This window comes from Bifidobacterium apri (genome assembly GCF_009299485.1).
Classification (GTDB): Bacteria; Actinomycetota; Actinomycetes; order Actinomycetales; family Bifidobacteriaceae; genus Bifidobacterium; species Bifidobacterium apri.
In genome coordinates this window covers 154,767-179,407 of the sequence record NZ_WBSO01000004.1, presented here as the reverse complement: position 1 = coordinate 179,407, position 24,641 = coordinate 154,767, and the positions used below count along the sequence as shown (strand labels likewise).

The following is a 24,641-nucleotide window of genomic DNA, read 5'->3' as shown; positions in this document are numbered from 1 at the left end:
CCGTTCGGGATTGCGCAATCGCATCGATTGCATCAATGGCATCGATGGCGTCTATCAAGCGCATTGTGCCACGCGGGCCATACGACGGGCGATGACATGCGGGACAGACCGGTTGTTACGCGCGCCCGGTGAAGAACGCGCCACCCTGATCGACCAGGCTGTCGGTCTTGCGCAGGCCGTGCAGCATCTCGTTGAGCCAGAATCCTTGATTCAGCCCGGGCAGTTCCTCGCGGGTCGCCCATACCTGCAGCAGATAGTCGTGATCCTTGTCCGGCGGTTGCGGGCCGTTGTAGCGCATGGTTACTGCAGGGTTCGTGGCTCCGACGAATTTGCTTGCCGCCGATGTACGTCCTTGCACGGCTTCAGGAATCATCGCGGGCAACGAACGGGAGAAGTCGGCCGGGATTTGCAGGGCATGCGAATCGTTGAAATCAAACATGAGCGCATCGACCGGCACGTTGGCGACTGCCCAATGAATCCATTCGAAGCCGCATACCGGGATTGAATCCGGGTCGACAAGTTCCCAATGCAGGAACATCGCGTCTGGGGCGAGATCGTCGATATAGAAGGGGAACGAGACGATTGGCGTGCCGTCAGCGCGGTTTTCGGCTGGCGCGCGCTTGGCAAAGTCATCAGGCACAACAGTAAAATCAGCGGAGATTCTCATGCTTTCAGTATCGCGCATCGTGATGACGTGTGTGCAAACCGCCGCGGGGCGGCAATACCCGTCACGCCGCGGGCAGATAGGGCACGCTCGGGCGCCGGCGACAGGCTACCGGCGCGGCGTGCGACAGCACAACCGCACCACAGACAGATACCGGCCGGCAACGCTCCCCTTGCCCTGGTATCAGCCCGGCGTGCGATGAGACAACCGCACGATGACGGGATACAGCGACGACGTGTTCCTGCGTGTACGCGACAGGAGAAACGACAGTGACGCCCGCCCCCCATCGACTTTCCAAACGACATCCAGCAGGCCCCACAACCCAACGCACAACAACGAATCCGCAGCGAACCCCACACCCCACAAGATGGGCACTTCCGAAGCCACACGCAAGCACAACAACAGTCAGCGCAGCATCTCGAACCATATCAACAACGGGCCGGCCCCACGAAGGAACCGGCCCGTCCGAAAGTACATCCGAAGCATCAAGCATGAAGCTCGAAGCTCGAAATCAGAAGCTCAACCTCGCATTCACTGCTCCGGCTTGTAGAAATCACCGTTCAATGCCGCAGTGGCCTTCGCCTTGGCTTCCTCGAAGGTGACCGAAGCGAGCTGAGCGCGAACATCGTCCAAGGCCACCGGCGTCATCGACAGCGAGTTGACGCCGATGCCTGCAAGCACAACCGCCAGATCCGGGTCAGCCGCAGCCTCACCGCACACGCCCACCGGCATGCCGTTCGCGTTGCCCGCGTCGGCAATCAGCTTGATGGCGCGCAACACCGCCGGATGCCATGCGGTCTGGTAGTGGGCCACAGAACCGAGCGTACGGTCGGCGGCCAGCGTGTACTGGGTCAGATCGTTCGTGCCGATGGACACGAAGTCCGCAACCTGAGCGACTTTGTCCGCCATCAATGCGATCGACGGGACTTCGGCCATCACACCGACCTTCTTGAGCCCCTTGGACTTGCCGAGCTTGACGAAGTACTCAGCTTCCCACTGGTCGGCGACCATCGGGACCATCACCCACAGGTCCGCGTTGGTCTGGGCGTCGGCACGGGCGATGGCCTCAAGCTGATCCTCAAGCACCTGCTTATGCACGCGCAGCGTCCGCAGGCCACGCAGACCGAGCGCCGGGTTCGGCTCATCCTCAGGGGTCAGGAACGGCAACGGCTTGTCCGCGCCGGCGTCCAGCATGCGGATCACAACCTTCTTGCCGGGGAAACGGCTCAGCAGCTTGGCATACGCCTCGGTCTGCTCTTCGACGCTCGGCGGCTCCTCGTTACCGAGGAACAGGAATTCTGTACGGAACAGGCCCACGCCTTCGGCGCCGTATTCGAGTGCCGGATCAGCGTCCTCAGGCTTGCCGACATTGGCGAGCAGCGGGATGAGATGACCGTCCTTGGTCTGCCCGGGCTTGCCGCGCAGTTCCTTGGCTTTGGCCGCGTTCGCCTTGGCTTCATGCGCCTCGGCGATTTCCGCTTCGTTCGGATCGACAATCACCGTGCTCTTTGCGGCATTGACCACCACGGTCTGCCCGTCTTTGATGTCATCGGCGCCCTGCGCGGACACCACAGCCACAATGCCGCGGGCACGCGCCAGAATGGCGGTATGGCTGGTCGGGCCGCCCTGGCTGGTGACAATGGCGAGGGTCTTGTTCAAATCAAGTGCGGCAGTATCCGCCGGAGACAGGTCTTCGGCGACAAGCACGAACGGCGTGTCGCTCTGTGGAACGCCAGGAGCCGGCAGCCCCATGAGATTCGCGATAACACGTTGGCCGACATCATGCAGGTCCGCGGCGCGCTCCGCCTGATAGCCGCCGATCGCCTTGAACATCTCCTCGACCTGGCCGAAGCCTTCCAACACGGCGCGTTCGGCGGTTTTGCCGCCGGTGATGAGATTCTTGATGGATTCGGCGAGTGACGGGTCGGAGGCGAACATGGCGATCGCCTGCAGAATCGGAGCGGCTTTCTTGGTGGCTTCGTCGCCGTTTGCGGCTTCTTCGGCACGACGGTTGAGATCAGCATTGACGACATTCAGCGCCTTCATTGCCCGGTTGATTTCAGCGTCGGCGCTCACGCTCGCATTTCTCGGCGTGTCCACGGGTTCCGGAAGCGGGGATGCCATACGAATAACGGGACCGACAGCGACGCCGCGTCCGATTCCAACACCAGTGATGACCATGGGGACTCCTTCTTGTACTGCACCGGTTTCCGCCGGCGGAAATCGTAGTGGGAGACGCTCACACCATCGCAGGCGTCTCTTTTCTGTAATGCCTAACTATATACCAGAAATCCGCGACGCAACGCCGGTAAACGTTTTCTCTTTTTCAGAAAATCGTGGTACGATTGATCCAGAACGCTACAGCCAAGGTTGTGGCGTACAGCAGGTGCAATCAAACACCCGCATGGCATACCGCATGACGCAAAGGAGTGTCTCATATGGCAACCGCAACCCGTACCGCAACCGTGAACGATCCAGTCGGCATCCACGCTCGTCCGGCCGCAGAATTCGCACAGGCAGCAACCGCATCCGGCTGCACGGTCACCATCGCCAAGCAGGGCGGCAACGCCGTCAACGCGAGCAGCATCCTGTCCGTGATGGGACTGGGCATCAAGCAGGGCGACACCATTGAAATCACCGTGGACGGAGACAACGCCGAAGCTGTCGCCGACAATCTCGTCGCAACGCTGATCAAGGACTGAACGCAGGCCAACACCCGGCGGTTCCACCGATTCGGGCATGACTAAACCAGCCGCGACCAGCGACCAGCAGTAAGCCGTCCCGCCCAATACCGGGACGGCTTACTGCTATGCGGCCATACGGATATACGGCCCGGAACGCAGACCGTGGACGGAACCATGCCGGCATCCACCGCGCCGCCACACCCGCAGTACCGCCGTCTTGCCGCGCGATGGGAACGCGAAACCGCAGCGAACCCCCGCCGCACGCGCACAGCACCGCCGAATGCGACGAGACCGGTTATACCGCCGACGCCCCGAACCGCTATAATCCACACAGCGGAAGGAATGGTTGCGAAAACATCCGATTCCCGGCAATCACTGACTTGGAGCACACATGGCATCATCACACGGCAAACAGAACGGCGCGTCGATCACGAACGTCGCCGCCCTCGCCGACGTCTCGATCGCCACGGTATCGCGCGTCCTGTCAGGCAGAAGAACCAAAGATGACGATATCGCGCGACGAGTGCGCAAAGCCGCCCGCGAACTCAACTATTCAGTCAACAGTGCGGCAAGCGCGCTCCGCAGCGACGTGAGCAACACCATCGCCCTATCCATGCCGGCAACCTCAACGCTGATGGCCGCGAGCGTGGTCACCGCCATCAGCGAAGCGGTCAGCGCCGCCCATATGCAACTATTGGTCGGCATTGACAGCACAGCAGCCGCACAACACCGGAGAGTCAAGGAATTCTGCCGGCACCCCGCCGATGGCATCATCGTATTGCCATGCCCGCACGCCGGTATGTCCCTCACCCGGGGCATCACAACAGATACGCCGATCATCCAGCTGCTCGGGTCAACCAATCTCCTTCGGCACGATTGGATCAGCATCGACAACGGCGCTTCCATCGAACTGGCAGTCACCCATGTCGTCGAACGCGGCGCGACATCCGTTGCGTATCTTAGCGATGCCGTAGGTTCAAGCGACGGCGCGGAAACCCTGCTCGCCTTCCAGTCCTCGCTCAACATGCTGCGCGTGCGCGCCGACAGCGCATGGATCACCATCGACAACGGGACCGTGCAACGTGGTTTCGCCGACACCATGCGGATGTTCGGCGGCGGAACGACAGCCGATGTTCCCGAGGCAGTCATCTGTTCGTCGTCCGACACCGCCATCGGCGTGCTTATCGCGCTGGGGCAGCTGTCCATCAACGTGCCCGGGCAAGTCCAGGTCGTCAGTTTGCAAGACAATGAGGCCGCAGCCTCCAGCTCGCCCGCGTTGACCTCAATGCGTGCGCCTCTGCAGCAGATGGCGGCGGAAAGCCTTCGACTCATCGCCAATGCCCGGGCCAACGGGACAGGCGCCGAAACCGATCCGCGACTCGGCCGTCATGTGATGTTCCCCCGTCGCGTCATCGCCAGAGAATCCACCCGCGAAGGCACAGACGAATCCGCAGACGCGTGACGCCGCGGTGGACCTAGGACTCGGGGCTTAGAGCCCGGAACTTGGGGGCTCGGAGCTCGGAACTTGGGGCTCGGCCGGACGTACCGGGAAACGCCCACACCCTTAGACCAACAACGCGCAGAACAACGCTTCGAACACCAGCAGCGGATTACCGTTGCCGGCAAGTCTGCGCCGGGCGGTCGCAATGTCTTCCAAGCGGCGCACGGCATCGCGCCGTGTCAATCTGACAGACAGCTCGGTGATCGCTGTACGATTTTCGAGATTAATGAGCCCGACAGCATCATCAGCATTGTTCTGAATGACGGCGACATCACGATAGATGCTCGCCACAGTGGTCAACGCGCGGTCAAGCACATCACGCGTGCGTCTCGTAGCCCGCCGTTTGAGGTCATCCTTCTTGCTGATCGCATGGTATGCGGAACGCAGCTTAGGCGGGATACGATCCTTCTCCCCCAGCCCGTTGACACGCCGGAACTCACGTTCATCCTGCTGCGCCTGACGATCGACATCGCTTTGCGCTTGCGCTTTGGCGCTGTCAGTAAGCCGGCCGGCAAGCAACACCGCATCCGACGCCTTGTGCATGCCAAGCACCCCGACTACCAGCTCGTCACGGTCGGCAAGCACCTGGTCGTTGCCCGCGTAGAGACGGGCAATGCCGATATGGCCTTCTGCGAGCCGCGCCGCACGGGATGCCAAAGCGGGGTCGGCACCGTCATGCTCTTCAAGGAACCGCGCAACCGCACTGTTCGACGGCACGGCAAGGTTCACAATGCGTGTACGCGAACGAATCGTAGGCAACACGTCTTGCGCGCTCGGCGCACACAACAGCCAGATCGTATGTTCCGCCGGTTCCTCGATTTCCTTGAGCAGCACGTTGGTAGTGCGTTCAAGCATCCGGTCGACATCTTCAATAATGATGATGCGCCAGGGCGAAATACTCGGCATCTGCTCCGACATACCGATCAGTTCACGCACTTCGTCGATGCTGATGGTCACTTTGTCGGTGGACAAGACCGTGACATCCGGATGAGACCCGGCAAGCACAAGATGCGTGGCACGCGTCGGCTCCTCACCCAGCCCATGATCAGGGCTCTCCAACGCCGCAGCGAACGCCTTGGCGACATTCGAACGCCCCGAACCCGGAGGCCCGCAAATCAGCCACGATTGGGCGATCGCCCTAGGGTCGCCCGCCGCAATCGCGCTCAGTTGGCTGACCACCGGTTTCTGCCCGACAATAGAATCCCATACGCTCATGGTCTGCATTCCCCCGTCTGCTGCGCATCATCTGATATTCCTGCTGATGCTGATGCCGCCACTCCCCCAAGCAGTGCATCAGCATCGGTACGGATAGTATCCCAGACGGTCTCGATACCCGCCGACGCATCGACCACGAGGAAACGCCCAGCGTCGGCACGGGCAAGATTGAGGAATTCCTCGCGCGTGCGACGCTGAAAATCATACCCAGCTGATTCCATCCGATCCTCACCGTGAGTGAGCCGCCTATGCGAAACCTGCGGATCGACATCAAGCAGATACGTGCGCTGCGGCAACAGTCCACCGGTCGCCCACATGCTCAAGCCGCGCACATCGTCTACAGTCAGTTCGCGTCCACCAGCCTGATACGCGAGCGAAGAGTCGAGATAGCGGTCCGTGATGACAATATCGCCACGATCCAACGCAGGAACGATGACCTCCGCCACATGCTGCGCACGATCGGCAGCGAACAGCAGCGCCTCCGTTCTCGGGGCTATGTCGCCTCCATGCAGCAGCATCTGCCGCAACCGCACGCCGAGTCCGGTGCCGCCGGGCTCACGTGTCACTACGACCCGTCTGCCTTGCTGCGCGAAATAGTCACGCAACCGTTCGACCTGCGTGGTTTTGCCCGCCCCGTCAACACCTTCAAAGGAAATGAACAGGCCTGCTGGGGCGTGTGCGGTCATTACTGCTCCTTCGTGCCGGTTGCGGTCTTGGCGCTGCGTTTTGCTCGGGATGACGATGAGCCCGCAGCTGCGGTCTTCTTGGCTGCCGCGGTCTTCTTCGCTGTGGACGTCTTGGCCGAAGTCCTCGTTGCCGAAGCTTTCGAAGCCGTCGAAGCGGTCGAGGCCTTCTTAGCGGCGGATTTCCTGGTTGTGGTTTTCTTCGCCGTCGTGCTCTTGGCGCTGGATTTCGAAGTGCGACGAGTGCGACGCTTGGTCGGACCAGCCGCGCGTTTCTCCGCAAGCAACCGGAAAGCCTCCTGCGGATCGATTGATTCGGGGGTGTACTGCTTGGGCAACGTACGGTTCGTCTCACCGTCGGTGATATATGCCCCGTAGAAACCGTCCTTGATTGTCACAGGCTTGCCGGTCTCCGGATCGTTGCCGAGTTCACGCAGCGGCGGCTTGGCGGTTCCGCTACCACGACCACGCCGATACTTCGGCTGGGCGAACAGCTCCTTGGCTTTTGCCAAGTCCACGGTGAAAATCTCGTCCTCACTGTTCAGCGACCGCGTCTCGGAGCTACCGTCAGCCGTGGTTTTGGTCAGATACGGGCCATACCGGCCGTTGCTCGCGGAAATGGTCGCCTGCTTGATCTCACCGGTCTTTGCGTCAGCCTCTTCAACAGTGCCGACGACACGCGGCAAACTCAGTAACTGCAACGCCTGTTCCAATGTCACCGTCTCCGGCTTCATCGACTTGAACAGCGAAGCCATCTTCGGTTTCGCGGCAGTACTCTTCTTACCGCTCTTTGCCGCGCCGGTCTTGCCCTGCGCGTCCTGCGCCTGCGGGATGGTCAGGGAGACATACGGGCCGAATCGGCCGTTGCGCACCTCGACGATGCCACCGGTCGCAGGGTCGGTACCCAGTTCGCGCGGACCGCCAGCGTTGCTGTCAATCAGCTCATGGCCTTTCTCGACGGTCAGCTCGTCAGGGGCGAGTGTCGGCGGCAAGGACGCCCGCTTGGGATTGCCTTCAGCGTCCACATGGTTCATATCCTCAAGATACGGGCCATAGCGCCCGACACGCACGTGCAGACCGTCGCCGATTTCAATGGTGTTGATGGCGCGCGCGTCGATCTCGCCCAGTTGCGCGACCTGCTGTTGCAGACCCTCATGCGCTTCATCGGCATTCGCCGCCGCTCCATCACCGGACCCGAAATAGAAGCGGGTCAGCCATTCCTTGCCGGTCTCCTTGCCTCGTGCGATGCGGTCAAGACCGTTTTCCATATCAGCAGTGAACTGATAGTCCACATACTTCGGGAAATTCGTCTCCAGCAGCTTGACTACGGCAAACGCCAGCCACGAGGGGATAAGCGCCCTGCCGCGCTCGTACACGTAGCCTCGATCGATAATCGTGGAAATGATGCTCGCGTAGGTTGACGGGCGTCCGATCTCCTTGGCTTCCAAGGTCTTGACCAGCGAAGCTTCCGTATATCGTGCCGGGGGCTGCGTTTCATGGCCGTCCGCCTTCACATCGTCGGCGTTGAGCACGTCTCCCGGTTGCATCGGAGGCAACGAAACGTTCTCGTCCTCCTTGCCCGTCTTGTGTTGTGAGGCGGACGCCTTATTCGACACGGCATCGCCGGCAGAAGCGGATGCCGGCTGTGCGGCACGCTTGCCTTCGCCGGTCGCCCGCATGAATCCGGGGAATTCGATGACCGTGCCGGACGCCTGGAATGTGGCCTCGCCGCGAGACCCCGCAGATGCGTTCAGACGCACCGTCGCCGTCGAACCCGTTGCGTCGGCCATCTGCGATGCCAACGTGCGCTGCCAGATCAGCCGGTAGAGTTTCGCCTGATCCGCAGGCACCTTGCGCGCCACATCGTCAGGATCGCGGAAACTGGAGCCTGCCGGGCGGATGCATTCGTGCGCCTCCTGCGCTCCAGCGGTTTTGGTCGCATACTGTTTCGGCGCATCAGACAGGAACTTCTTGCCGAAATGGAATTCGACGGCATGGCGAGCCGCAGCGATGGCCTCTTGCGACAAGGTGACGGAATCGGTACGCATATACGTGATGAAACCGTTCTCGTACAATCCCTGCGCGGCACGCATCGTCTGGCGGGAGCTCATGCCAAGCCGGTTGCCGGCGGTCTGCTGCAATGTGGATGTCGTGAACGGCGGCAACGGACGCCTGCGATACGGGCGGGATTCCATGGATTCCACCGTGAACGGAGCCTCACGCAACGCCTGCGCGACCGCCGCGGCGCCCTCGGCATCAAGCTGGCAGACGTTGTCAGCGAAGCCTGCCGGCGTGAGCTTGCCATCCGCACCGAAATCCTTGGATGTGGCGAGTCTTTTGCCACCAAGCTGCACCATCCGCGCGTCGAAGCGCACCGGCTCACCCTCAGCGCCCGGCGCCGACAAGGTCGCCACGACATCCCAGTAGGGGGCCTTCACAAAAGCCATGCGTTCGCGTTCGCGCTCAACGATCAGGCGTGTAGCCACCGACTGCACACGGCCAGCCGACAAGCCCGGCCCGACCTTGCGCCACAGCACAGGCGACAGTTCATAGCCGTACAGACGGTCAAGCACACGCCGGGTTTCCTGCGCGTCCACCATGTGGTCGTCAACATCTCGCGTCTTGGTCAGCGAAGCCTTGATCGCCTCAGGCGTGATCTCGTGGAACACCATCCGCTTGATAGGAACCTTCGGTTTGAGGGTCTGGACGAGATGCCATGCAATCGCCTCGCCTTCGCGATCCTCATCAGTCGCCAGATACAGCTCGTCAGCATTCTTCAACGCGTCCTTGAGCTGGGAGACTGTTTTCTTCTTATCCGGACCGACGATGTAATACGGCTCGAATCCGTCGTTCACATCAACGCCGAACTTGCCGAACTTGTCCTTCTTCGATGCGGGCACCTGGCTTGGCTGGGCAAGGTCGCGGATATGGCCGACCGATGCGAGCACGGTATATCCATCACCTAGGTATCCCGCGATTTTCTTCGCTTTCGTCGGAGACTCCACGATAACGAGCTTTGTGCCGGCTGTCATTGCCCCTCCTTACGTACTGCTTACGGAACGCCATAATACTCACGGCGTATGGTCAACGCCGCATCTGGTGTGCCGTGCTACTTTAACGGTGGGGCCGGCGGGGCACCGACCAGACCGAGTTTTGTCAACGGTGAAGCGGTGAGTTGCCGCATCGCAAGCACCAGCCCGAATACCAGCATCGACACGCCGCACACCAGCATGGTCGTCGCCACGCAAGCACCAGATTGCGTCCAGCTCGCCCCCAGCGAAAGTCCCGGTTCGATCTGCCACACCAGATACGCCCCATACAGACTCAGCATGATACCGCCGGTAATCATCACGCTGCCGACGATCTGGATACTCGCCGAAGCCGAACGCGTGCCAATCTCATCCATGCCAGACGTGCGCGTGAAAGCAAGAACCAGCAATGCCCATCCGCCGACAATCAGCAAACTCATCACGACATCCGTGGGACGATGCCACTTCCCAGCAACCAGCGACAGCGCGACAAGCATCGCATAGACCGAGCCGACGGCGGCACACGCGGCACGCCACGCACGAGACACCGCGCACACAAGGACCACAACAGCCGCCGCGGCAAGTAACGTATGCCCGGATGGCGCCGTATTGCTGGTCGAAGAATTGATGTTCTGCAAGTACGGACGAGGCAGAACACCTTTCAACAGCGAAGACCCGTAACATACGGCCGCGAACACGACAAGCTGCCCGAGCAGCCACCACCGTTTGCGGATGACCGCGACCACAATCCCTGCAAGCGCGCACACGACACTGATGGCAATCACAGTACTCGATACGGCGAGCAGATGCACCAGCGAGCGCAGCCAAGACGGCAGCGAGGCATTGAGCAACAGCCACACTTCATCATCGAAATTCTGCCCGTTCGCCGTGCGCACGCCCAGCCACCACACGCCAGCGGCGGCGGCAAGCAGCAACAGGGCGAACACCACGCACAGAATCCTGCTGGAAAGGCGCGGGTGGACGGCAAGCGGGTCAAGCCTGGCAAGGCCTTTGTCCATGCCTTCGACTGCGAGATCGCTGTCTCCTGATGCCGTTGCGTTGGCCGGCGACGATTCCGAGGCTTCCGGAGTGCGACCGTCCGAACCGGCGACGCCGCCGTCATGGCCGTCCGCGTTCGCCCGGTTACCGCGGGTGCGTTTGGACGACGCGGATGATTCAAGTGGGTCGGACGGCCAGAGCGCTCTGGTCTCAAGATTGTCGTCGTCGCTCTCCGTACCGGGCAGCGGAGTGAACATCGGTTTCGCCGGCTGCCGGCGCGCTTGCTGCCCCTGAATGTCATCAGTCTGTGGGAAGAGCATGGATGGGCGAGCGCCGGATTCGGCTTGGCCGGTATGGTCTGCGGGTTGGCTGGCCGACGTGGTGTCTGCCGGCTGTTGCGGAACTGTTGACGTTACCGAGTCTGAAGCACGTTCTGGCTGCGATTGCCTGTGTGGGTGTGACGTATCTGAGAATGACGGCTGATCCGGCTGTGTCCCAACGGCACGCACTGATACCGAGGGAAGCGGTGGCATCGGCGGAACACTGGGAATGTTGGGAGTGTGAGCGGCGAGGGCACCGTCTGTATCGCCTGATACGGGTCGAAGCGGCGCGGCCGGGGAAGCCGGCGAAGTCGGCGCCGAAGACGGTTCGGATGCCGCAAACCCGCCGGACGGCACAGATGCGCCGGACGATGGCGCACCCGGAGCAGTATTCTCCCGTGTCGGAGCCGGTGCCCCAGGCATCACCGGGGCAACCGGGGCTTGGTCCTGCTGTGTCACGTGCGGGTCTTGTTCATTCTCGTCCATAATCATTGACTATACCTGCCAGACCCGTACGTGGCATATCTGTGTGCATGTATGGAAACCCTTATTCAAACGATACGTCTATGCGCTATCCATGTTGCAATGCCCCAATCGGACTAATGCGTGATGCTCGAACAGCAGGGCATATTCCTGCCGCTACCCCAGATATCACACCGATGACAGGGCCAAGCAACAGGAGCAACGGATCGACTACCGCAGTCCATGATTGTGAAATGCTCACCACAACGATGATCACCAATCCGATATTGCCGCCGAGTAATCCACCGATAATGCCGATAACAGCGGTTTCAGTGATAATCTGTATCGCGATATCAGTTGTTCTGGCTCCAAGAGATCGCCTCAGACCGAACTCAGGAATTCGTTCGGTTACCGATGCCATAGTCGCGCCCGCAATGCTCACACAACCAATCAGCAATGACAGCCCCGCCAGACCAGCAACCAGACCAGTCATCGACTTGCGCACTCCGCGTGTTGCCTTTGACCAGTCTTGAGGTGCATCGGCAAGTGCACGTTCCGGGGCATCAGCACGCAATGCGTAAGGAGCTTGACGCGCGATGAGTGAAGCTGCCCCCGTTTCCGTTGAGGCCACGGCACGAGCCGGATTCCGCTGTGTCGGTGCACCCAACCAGCCAAGTGCTACCGTATCGGGAATCACCACAGACGTGTCGAGCTGCGGAATGCGCGACGAGGATGACATGATCCCGATTACGGAAAATGACTCTCCGCCCAGATAGATAGTTCGTGGGACAGCCAAATCTGTTATTCCCAACCGTTTCGCAGTTTGAGATCCCAGCATCGCGGCTCTGACGCCTGTATCAACCTGAAAGGCATCCAGTGCCGATCCCGCGGTCATGCCGTGATCGGCGAAACCGGCTATATGGTTATCCGCTGCAATCACGCTATAGCCTGGAAGCATAGACGCCTCCGTGTACGGGTCCGTTGCAATCGAAAGAGGGTGTGCCTCGTCGTCAACGACCCACATCAAAGTCGCATCCGATACACCGTTGAGATTGCACAGACGCTCCGCCGTATCGATCGGGAAGCCCAGAGATGCGTCACCTGCGAGTTTCGGCTCCTGATCGGTGACCCTTACTGTAGTCGCTTCGAGTTGCGAGAATCCGTCGCTGATTTGTCCAGTGGCAGTCTGAACGATCCCGGTGACCGCGACGAAAGCCGCCACGCCCAACACTGTTCCGAACAAAGTCAATATTGTGCGTCCCGGCTGAGCACACAACGACGCAACAACTTCGCGGAACACATCAACGCATCGAATGCTTGAGCCGCGGTACCGGTCTGGCCACGAACCATTCTCCGGATGTCCCGCATGAAAGTTCCATTCGCTATGCATCGGTGCCCTTGCTCACAGACTGTGCGCTGTCTTCGATAATCATCCCGTCGCTCATGTGTATCGTGCGATGGGCGAACCGCGTCTGCGCTTCATTATGCGTTACCATCACCACGGTTTGGCCTTCACGATTCAGGTTGCTGAAAATCTCCATGATTGACTCCGCGCGCTGTGAATCCAAATTTCCTGTCGGTTCATCACACACCACGACCCTCGGGTTGTTGCAAATTGCCCTAGCAATGGCGACGCGCTGACGTTCGCCTCCGGACAAATCCAACGGACCGGAGTTCGCCTTATGTTCCAGTCCTACTTTGGAAAGTGCCCGCCGAGCGCGCGACATTCGTTCTTGAACCGCGACCCCTGCATACAACCCCGACATCGCGACGTTCTCTTCGACACTGCGGTATGGAAGAAGATGAAAAGCCTGGAATACAAACCCGATGTATTGGGCTCGTATTTGCGATTTTCTTCGCTCAGGCATATCGTCTGTCCTCAAAGCGTTGAATCGGTACGTGCCACAGGTCGGAGCATCAAGCATGCCAAGGATGTTGAGCAACGTCGATTTACCGGCCCCAGAGGGACCAAGAATCGCGACAAACTCGCCTGGCATAATGGACAGTGAAACATCACGCAATGCTTCAGTTGGCACGACACCGGGGTATCTCCTGCCAACGTGTTCAAGTTCGATGAGCGGCGTCACCATCGTGTTTTTCACGATTTTCCTCCCACCACGACAGTTGTCCCCGCACGTATAGAACTGCCGTCAGTCCCTGCGATTTCAATCCGCCCGTTTGCATTCAGACCAGTCGTGACTGGGATACGCAGGAGCCTATCGCCTTTCTTGCGGACAATAACCGTTGTAGTACCGTCCGGAGCTTTACCGACAGCAGATAGCGGCACCGTAAGCACTTTCCCGTTCGAGGCGCGCCGGATTATTGTGGCGTCTACGGTTGTATTAGAGGGGATTGCATCCATTCCTCTGTCGCATGAAACCGTGACCATGGTGCTCGTGCCAGATGCCGCGCGAGCATCGCTGATGTTTGATACAGAGCAGTTCTGCATCGCTGATGCATCAAAAGTCACTGTCATTCCCTGTTTGATAGTTGCCGCGACAGCGGAATCGACCGATGCACGGTATACTGTCCCGGAAGTTGATAAGGATACAACAGTCCCGGATGCATTTGCCCCCACCGGCACAGGCAACTCGCTCACTGTCGCCTGCGAGGAAGGAATAAAACTGATTTCACCAATTGGTATCATAATGCCGGTCCGCCGTTCCAGCAGAGACAATGCATCTTGCGCATCGACAAGATCCTGAGTTGCGTCTTGAACGCTGATTACACCACCGTCACCAATCGTGCAGGAAGTATCATCCGTTTCCGATTCGCTCCCCTTTGATGAATCATGATTTGTACATGTGGTAGCAGTTTGAGCTTGTTGCAACTGTCTCCGTGCAGCGCGTACAGCTGCGCGGGCCTGCCGTAAAGCCGAGTCATCGCCGTCATCGGTGCGTTCTGCCCGATAGCCGTGTGAAGCATATAATGTGTCGACCACATTCCTGGTTGCAGAATCGAAAACGGATGTGATCTGCTTTTCCTTAAGCAATCCCATATCCACCAAAGCGCGCTGCAGCTGCGCTATATCCGGACCCTGATCGTCCGGTTTGATATCACGGTATGCAGGTATCGTCCCATGGAAAACAAACAGTGGACGTCCCGAGATCTCCGCGACGACTGTACCGTTGCCTACGCTGTCTCCGACCGCGACAGGCAGCGACGTCACCACCAATGACGAAGATATCGTCTCCTGCGATGTTCCAGCGGATGATGCTGAATCATGCGTCTGGTTTCCGGAGCTTGTCTGTCCCGAACCCGCACCATCTTGGCCTTGCCCAGTCAACTCGACAATATGCTCGGGCTGTATTGTCCCATGTACGTCCACACCATCGACCAGTTCTGTTTGCGTCACCGTCGCAGTGATTAACGATGGCTCCGGTTCCTGCTGAGATGCGGCAACATCCTGGGGAGAACGAATCGTTGACCCTAACATGAATCCGAAAACAGAAAACAGCAAAGAGCACGCCGCAACCACGATAATCCAATGAGCCCTCAACCAGCGCCCTATCGCATTTTTCCGCGTGGTGTGTACTGCCTCGTTCATGGGAACGATATCTTCCCTCATGCCGGCATCGGTAATGTGTTCGCGTTTGCTTCGCTTCTTACGCATTGTCACCTGTTTCACCGATGCTATGCAAGTTCTCGTTTCGCATTGGCATATATGGTTTCGGATAGTTGTTTTATCTGGTCCATCGTCGCTTGGTTGTCCGACACCGCCTGCCGCTCCGCTTCCGCGTATGATTCGCGAATTGTCTGCATGAATCCTGTGGATACCTTGCATGCGGCATCAGCCATGGCGGCTTTCTGCTCCGCAGTGTCCGGCGAAGTCCCCGCCTGCCTGTCAGCGTATTCACCGACCAATTCTCTCGGATCCCTGTTGGTATAACCACGATTTGCCATGCAAGTTCCCCACTGCTGCATCACTCGATGCACTTTGTCCGCAGCGAGAGCCTTGGCATCTGCATCATCGCGGATTTTCTCATATGCCCCCATGGCGGAGAACCAGGTATCGCCATACCCCAGTCGAGCATCGGCCTGGTCAATGCACCCGGTGTTCTCCTCGTTGATCAAGGCATGTATATAGCCCGAGGGATAGGATGCTGAAGCCGCTCCACCGCCTTCGCTGTTTGCCGTGATCGGCGCGGCGTATCCATACTGTCGCGCGGTATCCTCATCAGAAGGCCCCCATGTTGCAGCGAAATCAGCGTCTGCTTCACCTGCGGATTCGTCAGAGGCGCCCACATCACCTTGATATTCAAAACCTTGGGAAGTCATGCAAGCACGTACAAGACGATCTCGCGCCTGATCGACGACATGTTCTCTTTCTCCTTCGAGAAAATACGTGTCAAAGGGGGAAACCCATGGTGCAGCGTCCTCCGCTCGGGATGTCGTTGTCGACGACGGCTGACTCGTACTTTTGTCAGTATGCCCGGAACCGTATAAATCTGCGGCGCTGAGCGCATTGTCGTTCGTATTGTCAGCCCCGCAGGCAGCACACGAGATGCACAACAGCATCGTGCAAAGTACAGTAAGCGAGCGACGGCATGTTCCCACGATATTTCCCCCCGTATGTTCCTTGACTATCGGATAACTTGCAAATCAGTAGCAGCCGTGTGGCACGAGCCGATCCACCCGCAGATATCTTCCGAGGGAATACCCTTTGATGCGTGTCCTTCTGTTTTGATGATAGAACCAGTCCCCACTGTTTTCTTCGTAATTCCATTCCTCACAGTACGCCGTCAGCCGCTGGCCGGGATACCCTGCACCAAGCACTCTGCTACGCCTTACTCCTGTGGAATTACGAATGTTTACCCCAGCCGCACGGTAATCACCTGATGATGCTGCATTCGCTGGAATTGCAAGGCTGCATGTCAACAATGCAATCAGCACTGACACAGCTCCTTTTTTCTTATTCATATTGCTCCTTCGTGATGTGAATAAGTTTTATTACGCTAACATTCATTGTTCTCACTGAAAATGGTATGCCCGCCATTCGGACAGTCGATGCATCCACAACTGCCGACACCCAGCACGGGTGGAAGAAACGCGACGATAGCAGCAATCGACCGGCATCGGCACGTCCAATGACCGAAACTGGGTCTAGAACACCACGTTTTTCCTATACGCCCGACTCCACGTGCCCCTATGCGCAAATGGTAAAAGAAAACCTCCGCACACCCGTCAGAGGCCACTTACCCTTGCTGCATTCCTGCCCTGGGGGAGTTGGGTGACGTAACGCCATGCGGAGGCGTATGTGAGTATACACCAATCGCGCGGACAACACGAATCAGCCGCGCACAACAGTTCAACCCACGTCGCCACGGCCCCTACCCGATTACCAGGGAATGATGTTGTCCCGCGAGTAGTACACGTATCCCGGACGTGGATAGCGGTCAATCAATTCCGTAATCGTGACCGTCCTGTAGCCTTTCGCCCGCAAGGCATCAAGGATATGCGGCAAGGCTGCAGCCGTATGGCTGTGAATGTCATGCATGAGTATGATCGAACCCGACCGCACTTGGGCGGTGACCTTCCACTGGACCGACCTCGCGGTCGCGCCAACCGCCCAATCATAGGAATCGACATCATACAAGGCAATTCCCACGCCAAGTTGGTCGGCAAGATACTGTCGGCTTGCCTCATCCGCGACACCATGAGGGGGACGCAGCAGGGTGACCGGTCGTCCGCTTGCCTGAGCGATACGTGCCGACGCCTCGTCGAATTCCCGATGCTCAGCTCCTGAACGCATAATCATCGGCAAATCCATGTGGGACATCGTGTGGCTGCCCACCGGCATGCCGTACCGCGTATCGTTGCGCAGCATTGTCTGTGTGACATCGTCGACCGCCCCGCCTATCGCGAAGAATGTGGCCTGATCTCCCGCCCGTCGCAATGCCGCTGTGACCTGCTGGCTTGTGCCGGCGCGCGGGCCGTCATCAAAGGTGAGCGCCACGCACGCTGTACGTCCACAATCAATCCCCCGCTCAATATTCCGGGCACGCACCGCCGCATCAGCACGCGCGAACAGCTGTCGTTCAGTATCGAGCAGCGTTCCGTACGACGCCTGATTCGGCTTATCCGTCACGGATTGGGCGGCCTCGATAGCCTTATGCAGCTCGCGGGAAACGCGATGGTCATGCAATCCTGTGGTTTCCCGGGCCAGTTCGCGCACGCCCGGCAATGCTGCACGGATTCTGCCAGCTGTTTCATCCAGCGTCTGGCTGTCTTGCGCCAGCACGCGCACGGCCACCGGATGTTCAGACTTGCGCAGTCGCCCCACCCACGGTTTGAGCGCCAGAGCCGCATCACGATAGACGTTGACATGCGATCGAAGTGCAAGCGGCGACTGTTTCGCCCGGCATGCCGACGGGACATCGCCAACCGTCTGCACCGATGCCGTAGCCTGCCGTCGCTGCGCTGACGCCTGCGCTGCGGTGGCATCGAGCTTGTCCAGCGATTTGCGGTCCACATCTTTGGTCTGGGAGACGCGATTTGCGATCACAGTGGCCTGATTGGATAACGCTGCGACATGCTCATCCATCAGCCGGTACGTATTGCCCCATTCCACACAGTCCGCCAGTGCGCGGCGATACCACGCGTACGCGGCCAGACCGGCGAGCAGGAATACGCTCGAGGACAACGCCACAACGAGCGCCGCAGCGATTGCTAATCTGACGCCTTGTCTCGGCGTATGCGGCTTACGGGTTGCCGCAGTCGCTGAAACATGTGAGGTATCGCGCTGGAGCACCATGGCTTTCCCCTTCCGTGCGGATTCACGCCGTATGACAATCCCAACCCGCCGCATCATTGTCGCATCGCGTACGTCGCGATGTATGCCATTATCCCATGGGGCGGTGACGGGTCGCGGCGTGACAGGTCGATGTCACGACAAGTCCATGATGGATGATGCCACCGGTTCCGCACGGAGGATCAGCCCAAAGAAATCCAAATCAACAATCCGGTCGGTGGATTCTCACACATTTGCGGGAGTTTGGCGGGAATACGGCATTCCGCAGATAAACTCCCGACAGGAGGCTTCGGGGCCGATTTCGAGAAACGCCGGATTCCAACGTTCCTGTTGGGAGATTTTTCGCAAAGGCCCAGGAATGTGACAAACTCCCGGCCCCGGCGTGGGAGCATACCCCCGAATCACGGATTCCGCCGAGTTCTCCCACGATTCCGTGGGGGATCAGCGCCGGGCACGGCCCATCGCCGTAAACCCCGTATCGCATTCAGACATTACCGTCTGACACGCCGCAACCGGCCGGACACCCATCCCCACCGAAGTTATCGCAACCTGTGGAGCAAGACAGCACCCGACAGCATTCGGCACTGACGCCAACGCATGGACGAGGAAACACAAAAGCCCCCGGATTCGGGGGCTTTCGCATGCTTAAGCTCAGACTGATATGGTCATGTCATTTGCCTCAATCGGCGGCATGGCCGGAGTCTGGAATCGGTTACTCCGCGACGACCTTGACGGTGAAGGAAGCGGAGATTTCCGGGTGCAGGGCCACAGTGGCGGGGAATTCGCCGGTGGTCTTGATGGTCTCGACCTTGATGGACTTCGGGCTGATCGGAGCCTTGTCTGCAAGGGCGGAAGCGATCGCGTCTGCGGACACAGCGCCGAAGAGCTTGCCGGACTCGGACACCTTGGCGGCGATCTCGACGACCGTGCCTTCGATAGCGGCCTTGGCGGCGACGGCGTCTTCGCGGGTGGCGAGAGCCTTGGCCTGGCGAGCGCGCTTCATCGCTTCAATCTGAGCGGCGGCACCCTTGGTCCACTTGAACGCGAGACCCTGCGGGAAGAGGTAGTTGCGGGCGTAACCCGGACGCACCTCGACAACGTCACCGGCGTGGCCCAGGTTGGCCACGGTCTGGGTGAGAATGATCTTGGTTTCAGCCATGTCGATATCCTCCTGTTCAGCGACCGGTGGTGGCGTACGGCAGCAGAGCCATCTCGCGGGCGTTCTTCACGGCCTTCGCGATCTCGCGCTGTTCCTGGACAGTCACGCCGGTGATACGGCGGGAACGGATCTTGCCGCGGTCGGACACGAACTTGCGCAGCAGCGCGACGTCCTTGTAATCGATCTCGGTGATCTTGGCGGCCTTGAGTGGATTCGGCTTCTTCTTGAACGGCTTGACCGGCGGTTGCGGCCTCTTGCGTGACATCTGATGTTCTCCTTAGTGCAAACGTATTTACTGCTAAAAGCAAAGCTCTTCGTCAGAACTCGGGTTCTTCGGAATCACCACCGAAATCATCGCTGGATCCGAAAGATCCGAAGCTTGATCCCGACTGGCTGGAACCCGAGGTACCCCATGGATCCGCGGCAGGGGCGGCAGGTGCCTGCTGGATGGCAGGCGCAGCAGAAGCGCCACCGGTGTAGCCGCCCGAGTAGCCTGCGCCACCCTGGTAGCTACCGTTGCCGGCGAATCCGCCATTACCGGTGTTCCCCGCGTTGCCTGCGAACCCGCCACGGTTGCCGGCGAACCCGGAGCCGGAGCTCTGACGGGTCACCTGTGCGGTGGCGTACCGCAGGGAAGGGCCGATTTCGTCAACCTGCATCTCGAGAACAGTACGGTTGGAACCGTCCTGCGCCTGATAGGAACGCTGCTGCAGGCGACCCTGTGCGATGACGCGCATGCCCTTGGTGAGGGACTGCGCGACATGATTCGCCATGTCTCGCCACGCCGAGCAACGCATGAACAGCGCCTGCCCGTCTTCCCACTGGCCGCTGTTGCGGTTGTAGGTGCGTGGGGTGGAAGCAATGGTGAAACTCGCGACCGTCGCCCCGCTGCCGATAGTGCGCAGCTCCGGGTCGGCGGTGAGATTACCGATGATGGTGATTGTTGTCTCGCCTGCCATGACGCTACCTTCTTATCTGTTGCGGATCAGATTGTGAATCGGACGTTTTGTTGAGCTTTGTTTCAGCAATGCTGAACGACTTACTTATCCTTGCGAAGGATCTTCGTGCGGATAACGGACTCGCTGAGGTTAAGCAGACGGTCGAGCTCGTCGCTCGTGGCCGGCTCAGCGGTGTAGTTGACGACAACATAGTTGCCTTCGGTGTTGCCCTGGATCTCATAGGCGAGCTTGCGGCGACCCCAGTAATCGGTGCCGTCGACAGAACCGCCCTCCTTGGTGACGATCTCCAGATACTGCTCGGTCAGCTTCTTCAGACCGCGCTCATCCAGCTCAGGATCGGCAATGAACATCAGTTCGTACTTATGCGCAGACATCACCCACCTCCTTCGGACTAAAGGCCGCGGACCTTCCACGGCAGGAGTGTGTATGCGACTGCCCGCAGGTGCTGCGGACAACCATGCCAGCATACTCCCGGTCGCTGACTTTCGTCGCATGTTCCGCGGCACGCCCGATTTGCCGCCCACTGCGAAACCGTGCGCGCCAGCTTATGCCCCAGCCTTGTTATATTAGGTGATGTTCCAATCCCATCAATCGACCAAAGGGTCGGGAAGGCGCAAGATGTCGGCAATTCTCGAAGGCAAACCGGACAAGCGATTGGCAGTGGTCACGGGACGCGCCTATCCCCAGCTCGCCCAGGAAACCGCCGAATATCTGGGCACCCATCTGCTGGAGACCACCGCATATGATTTCGCGAACGGCGAGATGTACATCCGCTTCACCGAACCGGTTCGAGGCGCTGACGTGTTCGTCATCCAATCACACACCGAGCCAATCAACACATGGCTGATGGAGCAGCTCATCATGGTCGACGCGCTCAAACGCGCATCCGCGAAATCCATCACGGTAGTCGCGCCGTTCATGGGGTATTCACGTCAAGACAAAAAACACCAAGGCCGTGAACCCATCACCGCACGCCTGATGTTCGACCTGTTCCGCACCGCGGGCGCCGACCGCATCATGACCGTCGATTTGCACGCGTCCCAAGAGCAAGGGTTCTTCAACGGCCCGGTCGATCACCTCACCGCCATGCCGGTATTGCTCGACTACGTGCGCAGCTCCATGCCCATGGAGAACGCGACCGTCGTATCCCCCGACGCAGGCCGCATCAAGGTTTCCGAACAGTGGGCTGCGAAACTCGGCGGTCTGCCGCTCGCGTTCATCCACAAGACCCGCGACATCACGCGGCCGAATCATGCGGTCGCGCACGGCATCATTGGCGAGGTCGAAAACCGCGACTGCATCGTCGTCGACGACATGATCGACACCGCGGGCACGATTTGCGAGGCGGTACGAACCTTGCGGTCGGCCGGTGCGAAAAGCGTCACGCTCGTCGCCACGCACGGCTTGCTGTCCGGCCCAGCCATCGACCGGCTCAGGGACTGCGGCGCCCGCGAAATCGTGCTGATGGACACCGTGCCCGTACCGCAGAGCAAGCGCCTGCCTAATATGACCGTCCTGTCCGTCGCGCCGCTGCTGGCAGCCGGCATCCGTTCCGTCTTCGAGTCCGGGTCGGTCACCACGCTGCTCAACGGGCTGCCCGACGACATGCGACCGCGCAACATCTACGCGTAACCCACGGAGCACGCGTAACCCACGGAGCACCATCGAATCGGTTCACCGGCTTGCATCATCACAACGACGCGGTGCTGCAAGCCGCACGAAACCTTACTGCCGAGCCGAAACCAACCGACCACGATATGAAAGCCGGACGATTGCTGAGTATGCGTTCTGCTAGCATGGCTCGCACACGTACACGACCGAAGGTTCGGGCATTGTACTGCGCAGTTACCCTTGCAATCGAAAGGCCATAATGTCACAGAAAATCAAGGTCGGCATTCTCGGCGCAACCGGCATGGTCGGGCAACGCTTCGTCACCCTGCTCGAAAATCACCCGTGGTTCGAGCTGGTCACGCTCGCAGCATCGGCGCACAGCGCCGGTAAAACCTACGAGGAGGCTGTCGGCGGACGCTGGAAAATGGAAACCCCGATGCCCGAATTCGTCAAGTCCATGGTCGTCAAGGACGTGGCGGATGTCGAAGACGTCTCCGCGGATGTCGATTTCCTGTTCTCCGCAGTGAATATGCCAAAGGATGAGATTCGCGCCATCGAGGAACAGTACGCGAAAACCGAAACACCGGTGGTCTCCAATAACAGCGCCCACCGCTGGACGCCGGACGTGCCGATGGTCGTTCCGGAAATCAACCCGCAGCATTTCGAGGTCATCAAGTACCAGCGCAAGCGTCTGGGCACCACTCGCGGCTTCATCGCCGTCAAGCCGAACTGCTCGATCCAAGCCTATACCCCGGCTCTCGCCGCATGGAAGGAATTCGAGCCGCATGAGGTGATCGTCAGCACGTATCAGGCGATTTCCGGTGCCGGTAAGACCTTCAAGGACTGGCCGGAAATGGTCGGCAACATCATTCCGTACATCGCCGGCGAAGAGGCGAAGTCCGAGAAGGAGCCGCTCAAGGTCTTCGGCCATGTGGACGACGCTACCGGCCAGATCGTGCCGTTCGACGGCCCGCTGCGCATCACTTCGCAGTGCATCCGCGTCCCTGTGCTCAACGGTCACACGTCCACCGTGTTCATCAACTTCGGCAAGGATCCGTCGAAGGAAGAGCTCGTCGACCGTCTTGTGAACTACACCAGTGAGGCCGCCAAGCTCGGGCTGCCGCACGCGCCGAAGCAGTTCATCCAGTACCTCACCGAGGATGATCGCCCGCAGGTGAAGCTGGATGTCGATTATGAGGGCGGCATGGGCATTTCCATCGGACGTCTGCGCCCTGACTCCATCTTCGACTGGAAGTTCGTCGGACTCGCGCACAATACCTTGCGCGGCGCTGCCGGCGGTGCGCTCGAATGCGCTGAGATGCTGCACGCGCTCGGGTACATCGAGGCGAAGTAAGCAGCGAAGCAGGTAGCCACGGCAGGTTGCCACGGTAAGCAGCGCGGTAGGTTGCCACAGTAGGTTGCCACGGTAAGTTGCCACGGCGGCTATCGCTGCATTGGGCGGCGGTATCTGATCGTTTGTGTATGGCAAGACATACGCGAATGGGCAGATACCGCCGTTTTTATATCCGGCACGAGGTGTTTTGATCTGTTGTGTATGCCGGGACATACGCAACGGCACAGAGACACCAAAACACCCCAACATCCGAACCTCACCACGAACGTTACGCATGCCAGGGCATACACAACAGCACAGAACCAAGAACAAGAACCCGCCATACCAACAGATCCAGGCAGATACGTATGCCGGGACATACGCCGCTGCTTCCAGGTGACCTCCGATAGTTCCGGATAGTCCCGAATAGTTCCGATGGCATGGTTACCTGTGGCCGGTCACGCATCGCCAGCACCCGCCGTCAGCCGCACACATCGGCAGCACACAAGTTGTCAGCCGCACAGGGCGGTAGCCTGCAGCCAACAACAACCCACAACACAACAAACAACGGAGTGTCTGCACCGACGCAAAAACAGTCGGCACAGGCACTCCGCCATTGCCATCAGTCTGCTGTCCGCGCCCTGCCCACTGCCATACATAACAGGCAAGAGCAGGCAGGGTTCACACCTGAATCAGCGGCCAGTGCCGCCGTACACCACGGCCTCCACCTGATCCGCGTCGAGACCGTAAGCGGTGTGCAGCGCACGCACCGCATCATCGAGCTGATCAAGCGGAACAAGCGCGGCGATACGAATCTCGGACGTGGAAATCATGAGCACGTTGATGCCCGCGTCGCTCAACGCATTGAAGAACTTGGCGGCCAGACCGGCGTGCGTTTTCATACCCACGCCGACCACCGCGACCTTGCCGACGCTCGTGTTCACGTCGAAGGACTGGTAGCCCAGCTCATCATGCTTGTTCTGCAGCAGATCCTGCACCTGCTTGACGGCGGTTTCCGGGACGGTGAATGAAATATCCGCCGTGCCGGTGGACGCGCTGGCCTGTACGATCATGTCCACATTCACGCCGACTTCAGCAAGCTTGGTGAACACCTTCGCGGCCATGCCAGGCTCGTTGGGCACGCGACGCACGGTGATCAGCGCTTCGCTGCGATCGTGCGCGACACCGGAGATGACCGGGGTCTCAGGACCGAGGTCGGGGAACAGGTCGCCCATGGATTTGTTATCGTTCTCGTTCATTGTTTCCTCGAA

General features: G+C 59.5%; 20 protein-coding genes, 1 other RNA gene and 1 pseudogene. 4 read left to right on the top strand and 18 right to left on the bottom strand.

The annotated features are described in order from the left end of the window. Nucleotides 1-115 precede the first annotated feature (115 nt). Both DSM100238_RS04550 and ptsP read right to left on the bottom strand, forming a co-directional pair. Complete coding sequence (locus tag DSM100238_RS04550) at nucleotides 116-667, bottom strand: YbhB/YbcL family Raf kinase inhibitor-like protein (RefSeq protein ID WP_101451741.1); 552 nt, start codon at nucleotides 665-667, stop codon at nucleotides 116-118. Between the two features lie 528 nt (nucleotides 668-1,195). Then, on the bottom strand, nucleotides 1,196-2,845 hold the full coding sequence (gene ptsP, locus DSM100238_RS04545; protein WP_152355506.1) for a phosphoenolpyruvate--protein phosphotransferase: 1,650 nt from the start codon (nucleotides 2,843-2,845) through the stop codon (nucleotides 1,196-1,198). 257 nt (nucleotides 2,846-3,102) lie between these two features. On the opposite strand from ptsP, the gene DSM100238_RS04540 reads away from it, so the two are divergent. Continuing rightward, nucleotides 3,103-3,366 (top strand): HPr family phosphocarrier protein, encoded by a 264-nt coding sequence (locus tag DSM100238_RS04540; RefSeq protein ID WP_152355505.1) that lies wholly within the window; start codon nucleotides 3,103-3,105, stop codon nucleotides 3,364-3,366. Between the two features lie 373 nt (nucleotides 3,367-3,739). Then, complete coding sequence (locus tag DSM100238_RS04535) at nucleotides 3,740-4,810, top strand: LacI family DNA-binding transcriptional regulator (protein WP_152355504.1); 1,071 nt, start codon at nucleotides 3,740-3,742, stop codon at nucleotides 4,808-4,810. Between the two features lie 102 nt (nucleotides 4,811-4,912). Here the strand turns inward: DSM100238_RS04535 and DSM100238_RS04530 are convergent, their stop codons facing one another. The 15 genes and pseudogenes from DSM100238_RS04530 to rpsF form a co-directional block, all read right to left on the bottom strand. Then, a complete protein-coding gene (locus DSM100238_RS04530) occupies nucleotides 4,913-6,064 on the bottom strand; it encodes a DNA polymerase III subunit delta' (protein WP_152355503.1) in 1,152 nt (383 codons plus the stop codon). Further along, nucleotides 6,061-6,750 carry a dTMP kinase gene (tmk, locus tag DSM100238_RS04525; RefSeq protein ID WP_152355502.1) on the bottom strand — a complete coding sequence of 230 codons (690 nt, stop codon included), beginning with the start codon at nucleotides 6,748-6,750 and terminating at the stop codon, nucleotides 6,061-6,063. Before tmk ends, DSM100238_RS04530 begins: the two co-directional genes overlap by 4 nt. A 244-nt stretch (nucleotides 6,751-6,994) precedes the next feature. After that, nucleotides 6,995-9,779, bottom strand: a pseudogene (topA, locus tag DSM100238_RS04520) (type I DNA topoisomerase); the annotation flags it as partial. Between the two features lie 77 nt (nucleotides 9,780-9,856). After that, nucleotides 9,857-11,095: a phosphatase PAP2 family protein gene (locus DSM100238_RS04515; RefSeq protein WP_240812340.1), complete on the bottom strand. Its 1,239-nt coding sequence runs from the start codon at nucleotides 11,093-11,095 to the stop codon at nucleotides 9,857-9,859. 571 nt (nucleotides 11,096-11,666) lie between these two features. Further along, the gene (locus DSM100238_RS04510; protein ID WP_167511033.1) at nucleotides 11,667-12,800 is read right to left on the bottom strand and encodes an ABC transporter permease; all 1,134 of its coding nucleotides are present in this window, start codon (nucleotides 12,798-12,800) and stop codon (nucleotides 11,667-11,669) included. A 139-nt stretch (nucleotides 12,801-12,939) separates the two neighbouring features. Further along, nucleotides 12,940-13,659: an ABC transporter ATP-binding protein gene (locus DSM100238_RS04505; RefSeq protein ID WP_152355499.1), complete on the bottom strand. Its 720-nt coding sequence runs from the start codon at nucleotides 13,657-13,659 to the stop codon at nucleotides 12,940-12,942. Further along, nucleotides 13,656-15,170 (bottom strand): efflux RND transporter periplasmic adaptor subunit, encoded by a 1,515-nt coding sequence (locus DSM100238_RS04500; protein WP_152355498.1) that lies wholly within the window; start codon nucleotides 15,168-15,170, stop codon nucleotides 13,656-13,658. The genes DSM100238_RS04505 and DSM100238_RS04500 overlap by 4 nt, the downstream gene beginning before the upstream one ends. A gap of 20 nt (nucleotides 15,171-15,190) precedes the next feature. After that, entirely contained in the window at nucleotides 15,191-15,835 is a 645-nt protein-coding gene (locus tag DSM100238_RS04495) for a hypothetical protein (protein ID WP_152355497.1), read from the bottom strand. Nucleotides 15,836-16,159: 324 nt separating this feature from the next. Further along, the gene (locus tag DSM100238_RS04490) at nucleotides 16,160-16,477 is read right to left on the bottom strand and encodes a hypothetical protein (RefSeq protein WP_152355496.1); all 318 of its coding nucleotides are present in this window, start codon (nucleotides 16,475-16,477) and stop codon (nucleotides 16,160-16,162) included. A 241-nt stretch (nucleotides 16,478-16,718) separates the two neighbouring features. Next, an RNA gene (ffs, locus tag DSM100238_RS04485) (signal recognition particle sRNA small type) lies at nucleotides 16,719-16,815 on the bottom strand. Between the two features lie 80 nt (nucleotides 16,816-16,895). Continuing rightward, nucleotides 16,896-18,311 (bottom strand): polysaccharide deacetylase family protein, encoded by a 1,416-nt coding sequence (locus DSM100238_RS04480; protein ID WP_167511032.1) that lies wholly within the window; start codon nucleotides 18,309-18,311, stop codon nucleotides 16,896-16,898. A gap of 709 nt (nucleotides 18,312-19,020) precedes the next feature. Next, nucleotides 19,021-19,467, bottom strand: coding sequence for a 50S ribosomal protein L9 (gene rplI / locus DSM100238_RS04475; protein ID WP_026650709.1), 447 nt, complete (start codon nucleotides 19,465-19,467; stop codon nucleotides 19,021-19,023). A 16-nt stretch (nucleotides 19,468-19,483) separates the two neighbouring features. Next, nucleotides 19,484-19,732, bottom strand: a complete 249-nt coding sequence (rpsR, locus tag DSM100238_RS04470) for a 30S ribosomal protein S18 (protein ID WP_015449763.1) — start codon at nucleotides 19,730-19,732, stop codon at nucleotides 19,484-19,486. Between the two features lie 52 nt (nucleotides 19,733-19,784). Continuing rightward, nucleotides 19,785-20,426, bottom strand: coding sequence for a single-stranded DNA-binding protein (locus tag DSM100238_RS04465; RefSeq protein WP_152355494.1), 642 nt, complete (start codon nucleotides 20,424-20,426; stop codon nucleotides 19,785-19,787). Nucleotides 20,427-20,506: 80 nt separating this feature from the next. Then, entirely contained in the window at nucleotides 20,507-20,800 is a 294-nt protein-coding gene (gene rpsF / locus DSM100238_RS04460; RefSeq protein ID WP_015449761.1) for a 30S ribosomal protein S6, read from the bottom strand. Nucleotides 20,801-21,044: 244 nt separating this feature from the next. On the opposite strand from rpsF, the gene DSM100238_RS04455 reads away from it, so the two are divergent. Beyond that, nucleotides 21,045-22,058 (top strand): ribose-phosphate diphosphokinase, encoded by a 1,014-nt coding sequence (locus tag DSM100238_RS04455; protein WP_152355493.1) that lies wholly within the window; start codon nucleotides 21,045-21,047, stop codon nucleotides 22,056-22,058. Between the two features lie 238 nt (nucleotides 22,059-22,296). Then, the gene (asd, locus tag DSM100238_RS04450; RefSeq protein ID WP_152355492.1) at nucleotides 22,297-23,391 is read left to right on the top strand and encodes an aspartate-semialdehyde dehydrogenase; all 1,095 of its coding nucleotides are present in this window, start codon (nucleotides 22,297-22,299) and stop codon (nucleotides 23,389-23,391) included. Between the two features lie 671 nt (nucleotides 23,392-24,062). On the opposite strand, the gene DSM100238_RS04445 is transcribed toward asd, so the two are convergent. Next, nucleotides 24,063-24,629: an ACT domain-containing protein gene (locus DSM100238_RS04445; RefSeq protein ID WP_152355491.1), complete on the bottom strand. Its 567-nt coding sequence runs from the start codon at nucleotides 24,627-24,629 to the stop codon at nucleotides 24,063-24,065. Nucleotides 24,630-24,641: the final 12 nt, after the last annotated feature.

Excerpts from the sequence above, each read along its gene's own strand:
- DSM100238_RS04445 (WP_152355491.1), bottom strand. The coding sequence starts at position 24,629 with ATGAACGAGAACGATAACAAATCCATGGGCGACCTGTTCCCCGACCTC.
- DSM100238_RS04530 (WP_152355503.1), bottom strand. The coding sequence starts at position 6,064 with ATGAGCGTATGGGATTCTATTGTCGGGCAGAAACCGGTGGTCAGCCAA.
- DSM100238_RS04515 (WP_240812340.1), bottom strand. The coding sequence starts at position 11,095 with ATGCTCTTCCCACAGACTGATGACATTCAGGGGCAGCAAGCGCGCCGG.
- rpsF (WP_015449761.1), bottom strand. The coding sequence starts at position 20,800 with ATGTCTGCGCATAAGTACGAACTGATGTTCATTGCCGATCCTGAGCTG.
- DSM100238_RS04480 (WP_167511032.1), bottom strand. The coding sequence starts at position 18,311 with ATGGTGCTCCAGCGCGATACCTCACATGTTTCAGCGACTGCGGCAACC.
- asd (WP_152355492.1), top strand. The coding sequence starts at position 22,297 with ATGTCACAGAAAATCAAGGTCGGCATTCTCGGCGCAACCGGCATGGTC.
- DSM100238_RS04455 (WP_152355493.1), top strand. The coding sequence starts at position 21,045 with ATGTCGGCAATTCTCGAAGGCAAACCGGACAAGCGATTGGCAGTGGTC.
- DSM100238_RS04535 (WP_152355504.1), top strand. The coding sequence starts at position 3,740 with ATGGCATCATCACACGGCAAACAGAACGGCGCGTCGATCACGAACGTC.
- DSM100238_RS04465 (WP_152355494.1), bottom strand. The coding sequence starts at position 20,426 with ATGGCAGGCGAGACAACAATCACCATCATCGGTAATCTCACCGCCGAC.
- tmk (WP_152355502.1), bottom strand. The coding sequence starts at position 6,750 with ATGACCGCACACGCCCCAGCAGGCCTGTTCATTTCCTTTGAAGGTGTT.
- rplI (WP_026650709.1), bottom strand. The coding sequence starts at position 19,467 with ATGGCTGAAACCAAGATCATTCTCACCCAGACCGTGGCCAACCTGGGC.
- DSM100238_RS04500 (WP_152355498.1), bottom strand. The coding sequence starts at position 15,170 with ATGCGTAAGAAGCGAAGCAAACGCGAACACATTACCGATGCCGGCATG.
- ptsP (WP_152355506.1), bottom strand. The coding sequence starts at position 2,845 with ATGGTCATCACTGGTGTTGGAATCGGACGCGGCGTCGCTGTCGGTCCC.
- rpsR (WP_015449763.1), bottom strand. The coding sequence starts at position 19,732 with ATGTCACGCAAGAGGCCGCAACCGCCGGTCAAGCCGTTCAAGAAGAAG.
- DSM100238_RS04490 (WP_152355496.1), bottom strand. The coding sequence starts at position 16,477 with ATGAATAAGAAAAAAGGAGCTGTGTCAGTGCTGATTGCATTGTTGACA.
- DSM100238_RS04495 (WP_152355497.1), bottom strand. The coding sequence starts at position 15,835 with ATGACTTCCCAAGGTTTTGAATATCAAGGTGATGTGGGCGCCTCTGAC.
- DSM100238_RS04550 (WP_101451741.1), bottom strand. The coding sequence starts at position 667 with ATGAGAATCTCCGCTGATTTTACTGTTGTGCCTGATGACTTTGCCAAG.
- DSM100238_RS04540 (WP_152355505.1), top strand. The coding sequence starts at position 3,103 with ATGGCAACCGCAACCCGTACCGCAACCGTGAACGATCCAGTCGGCATC.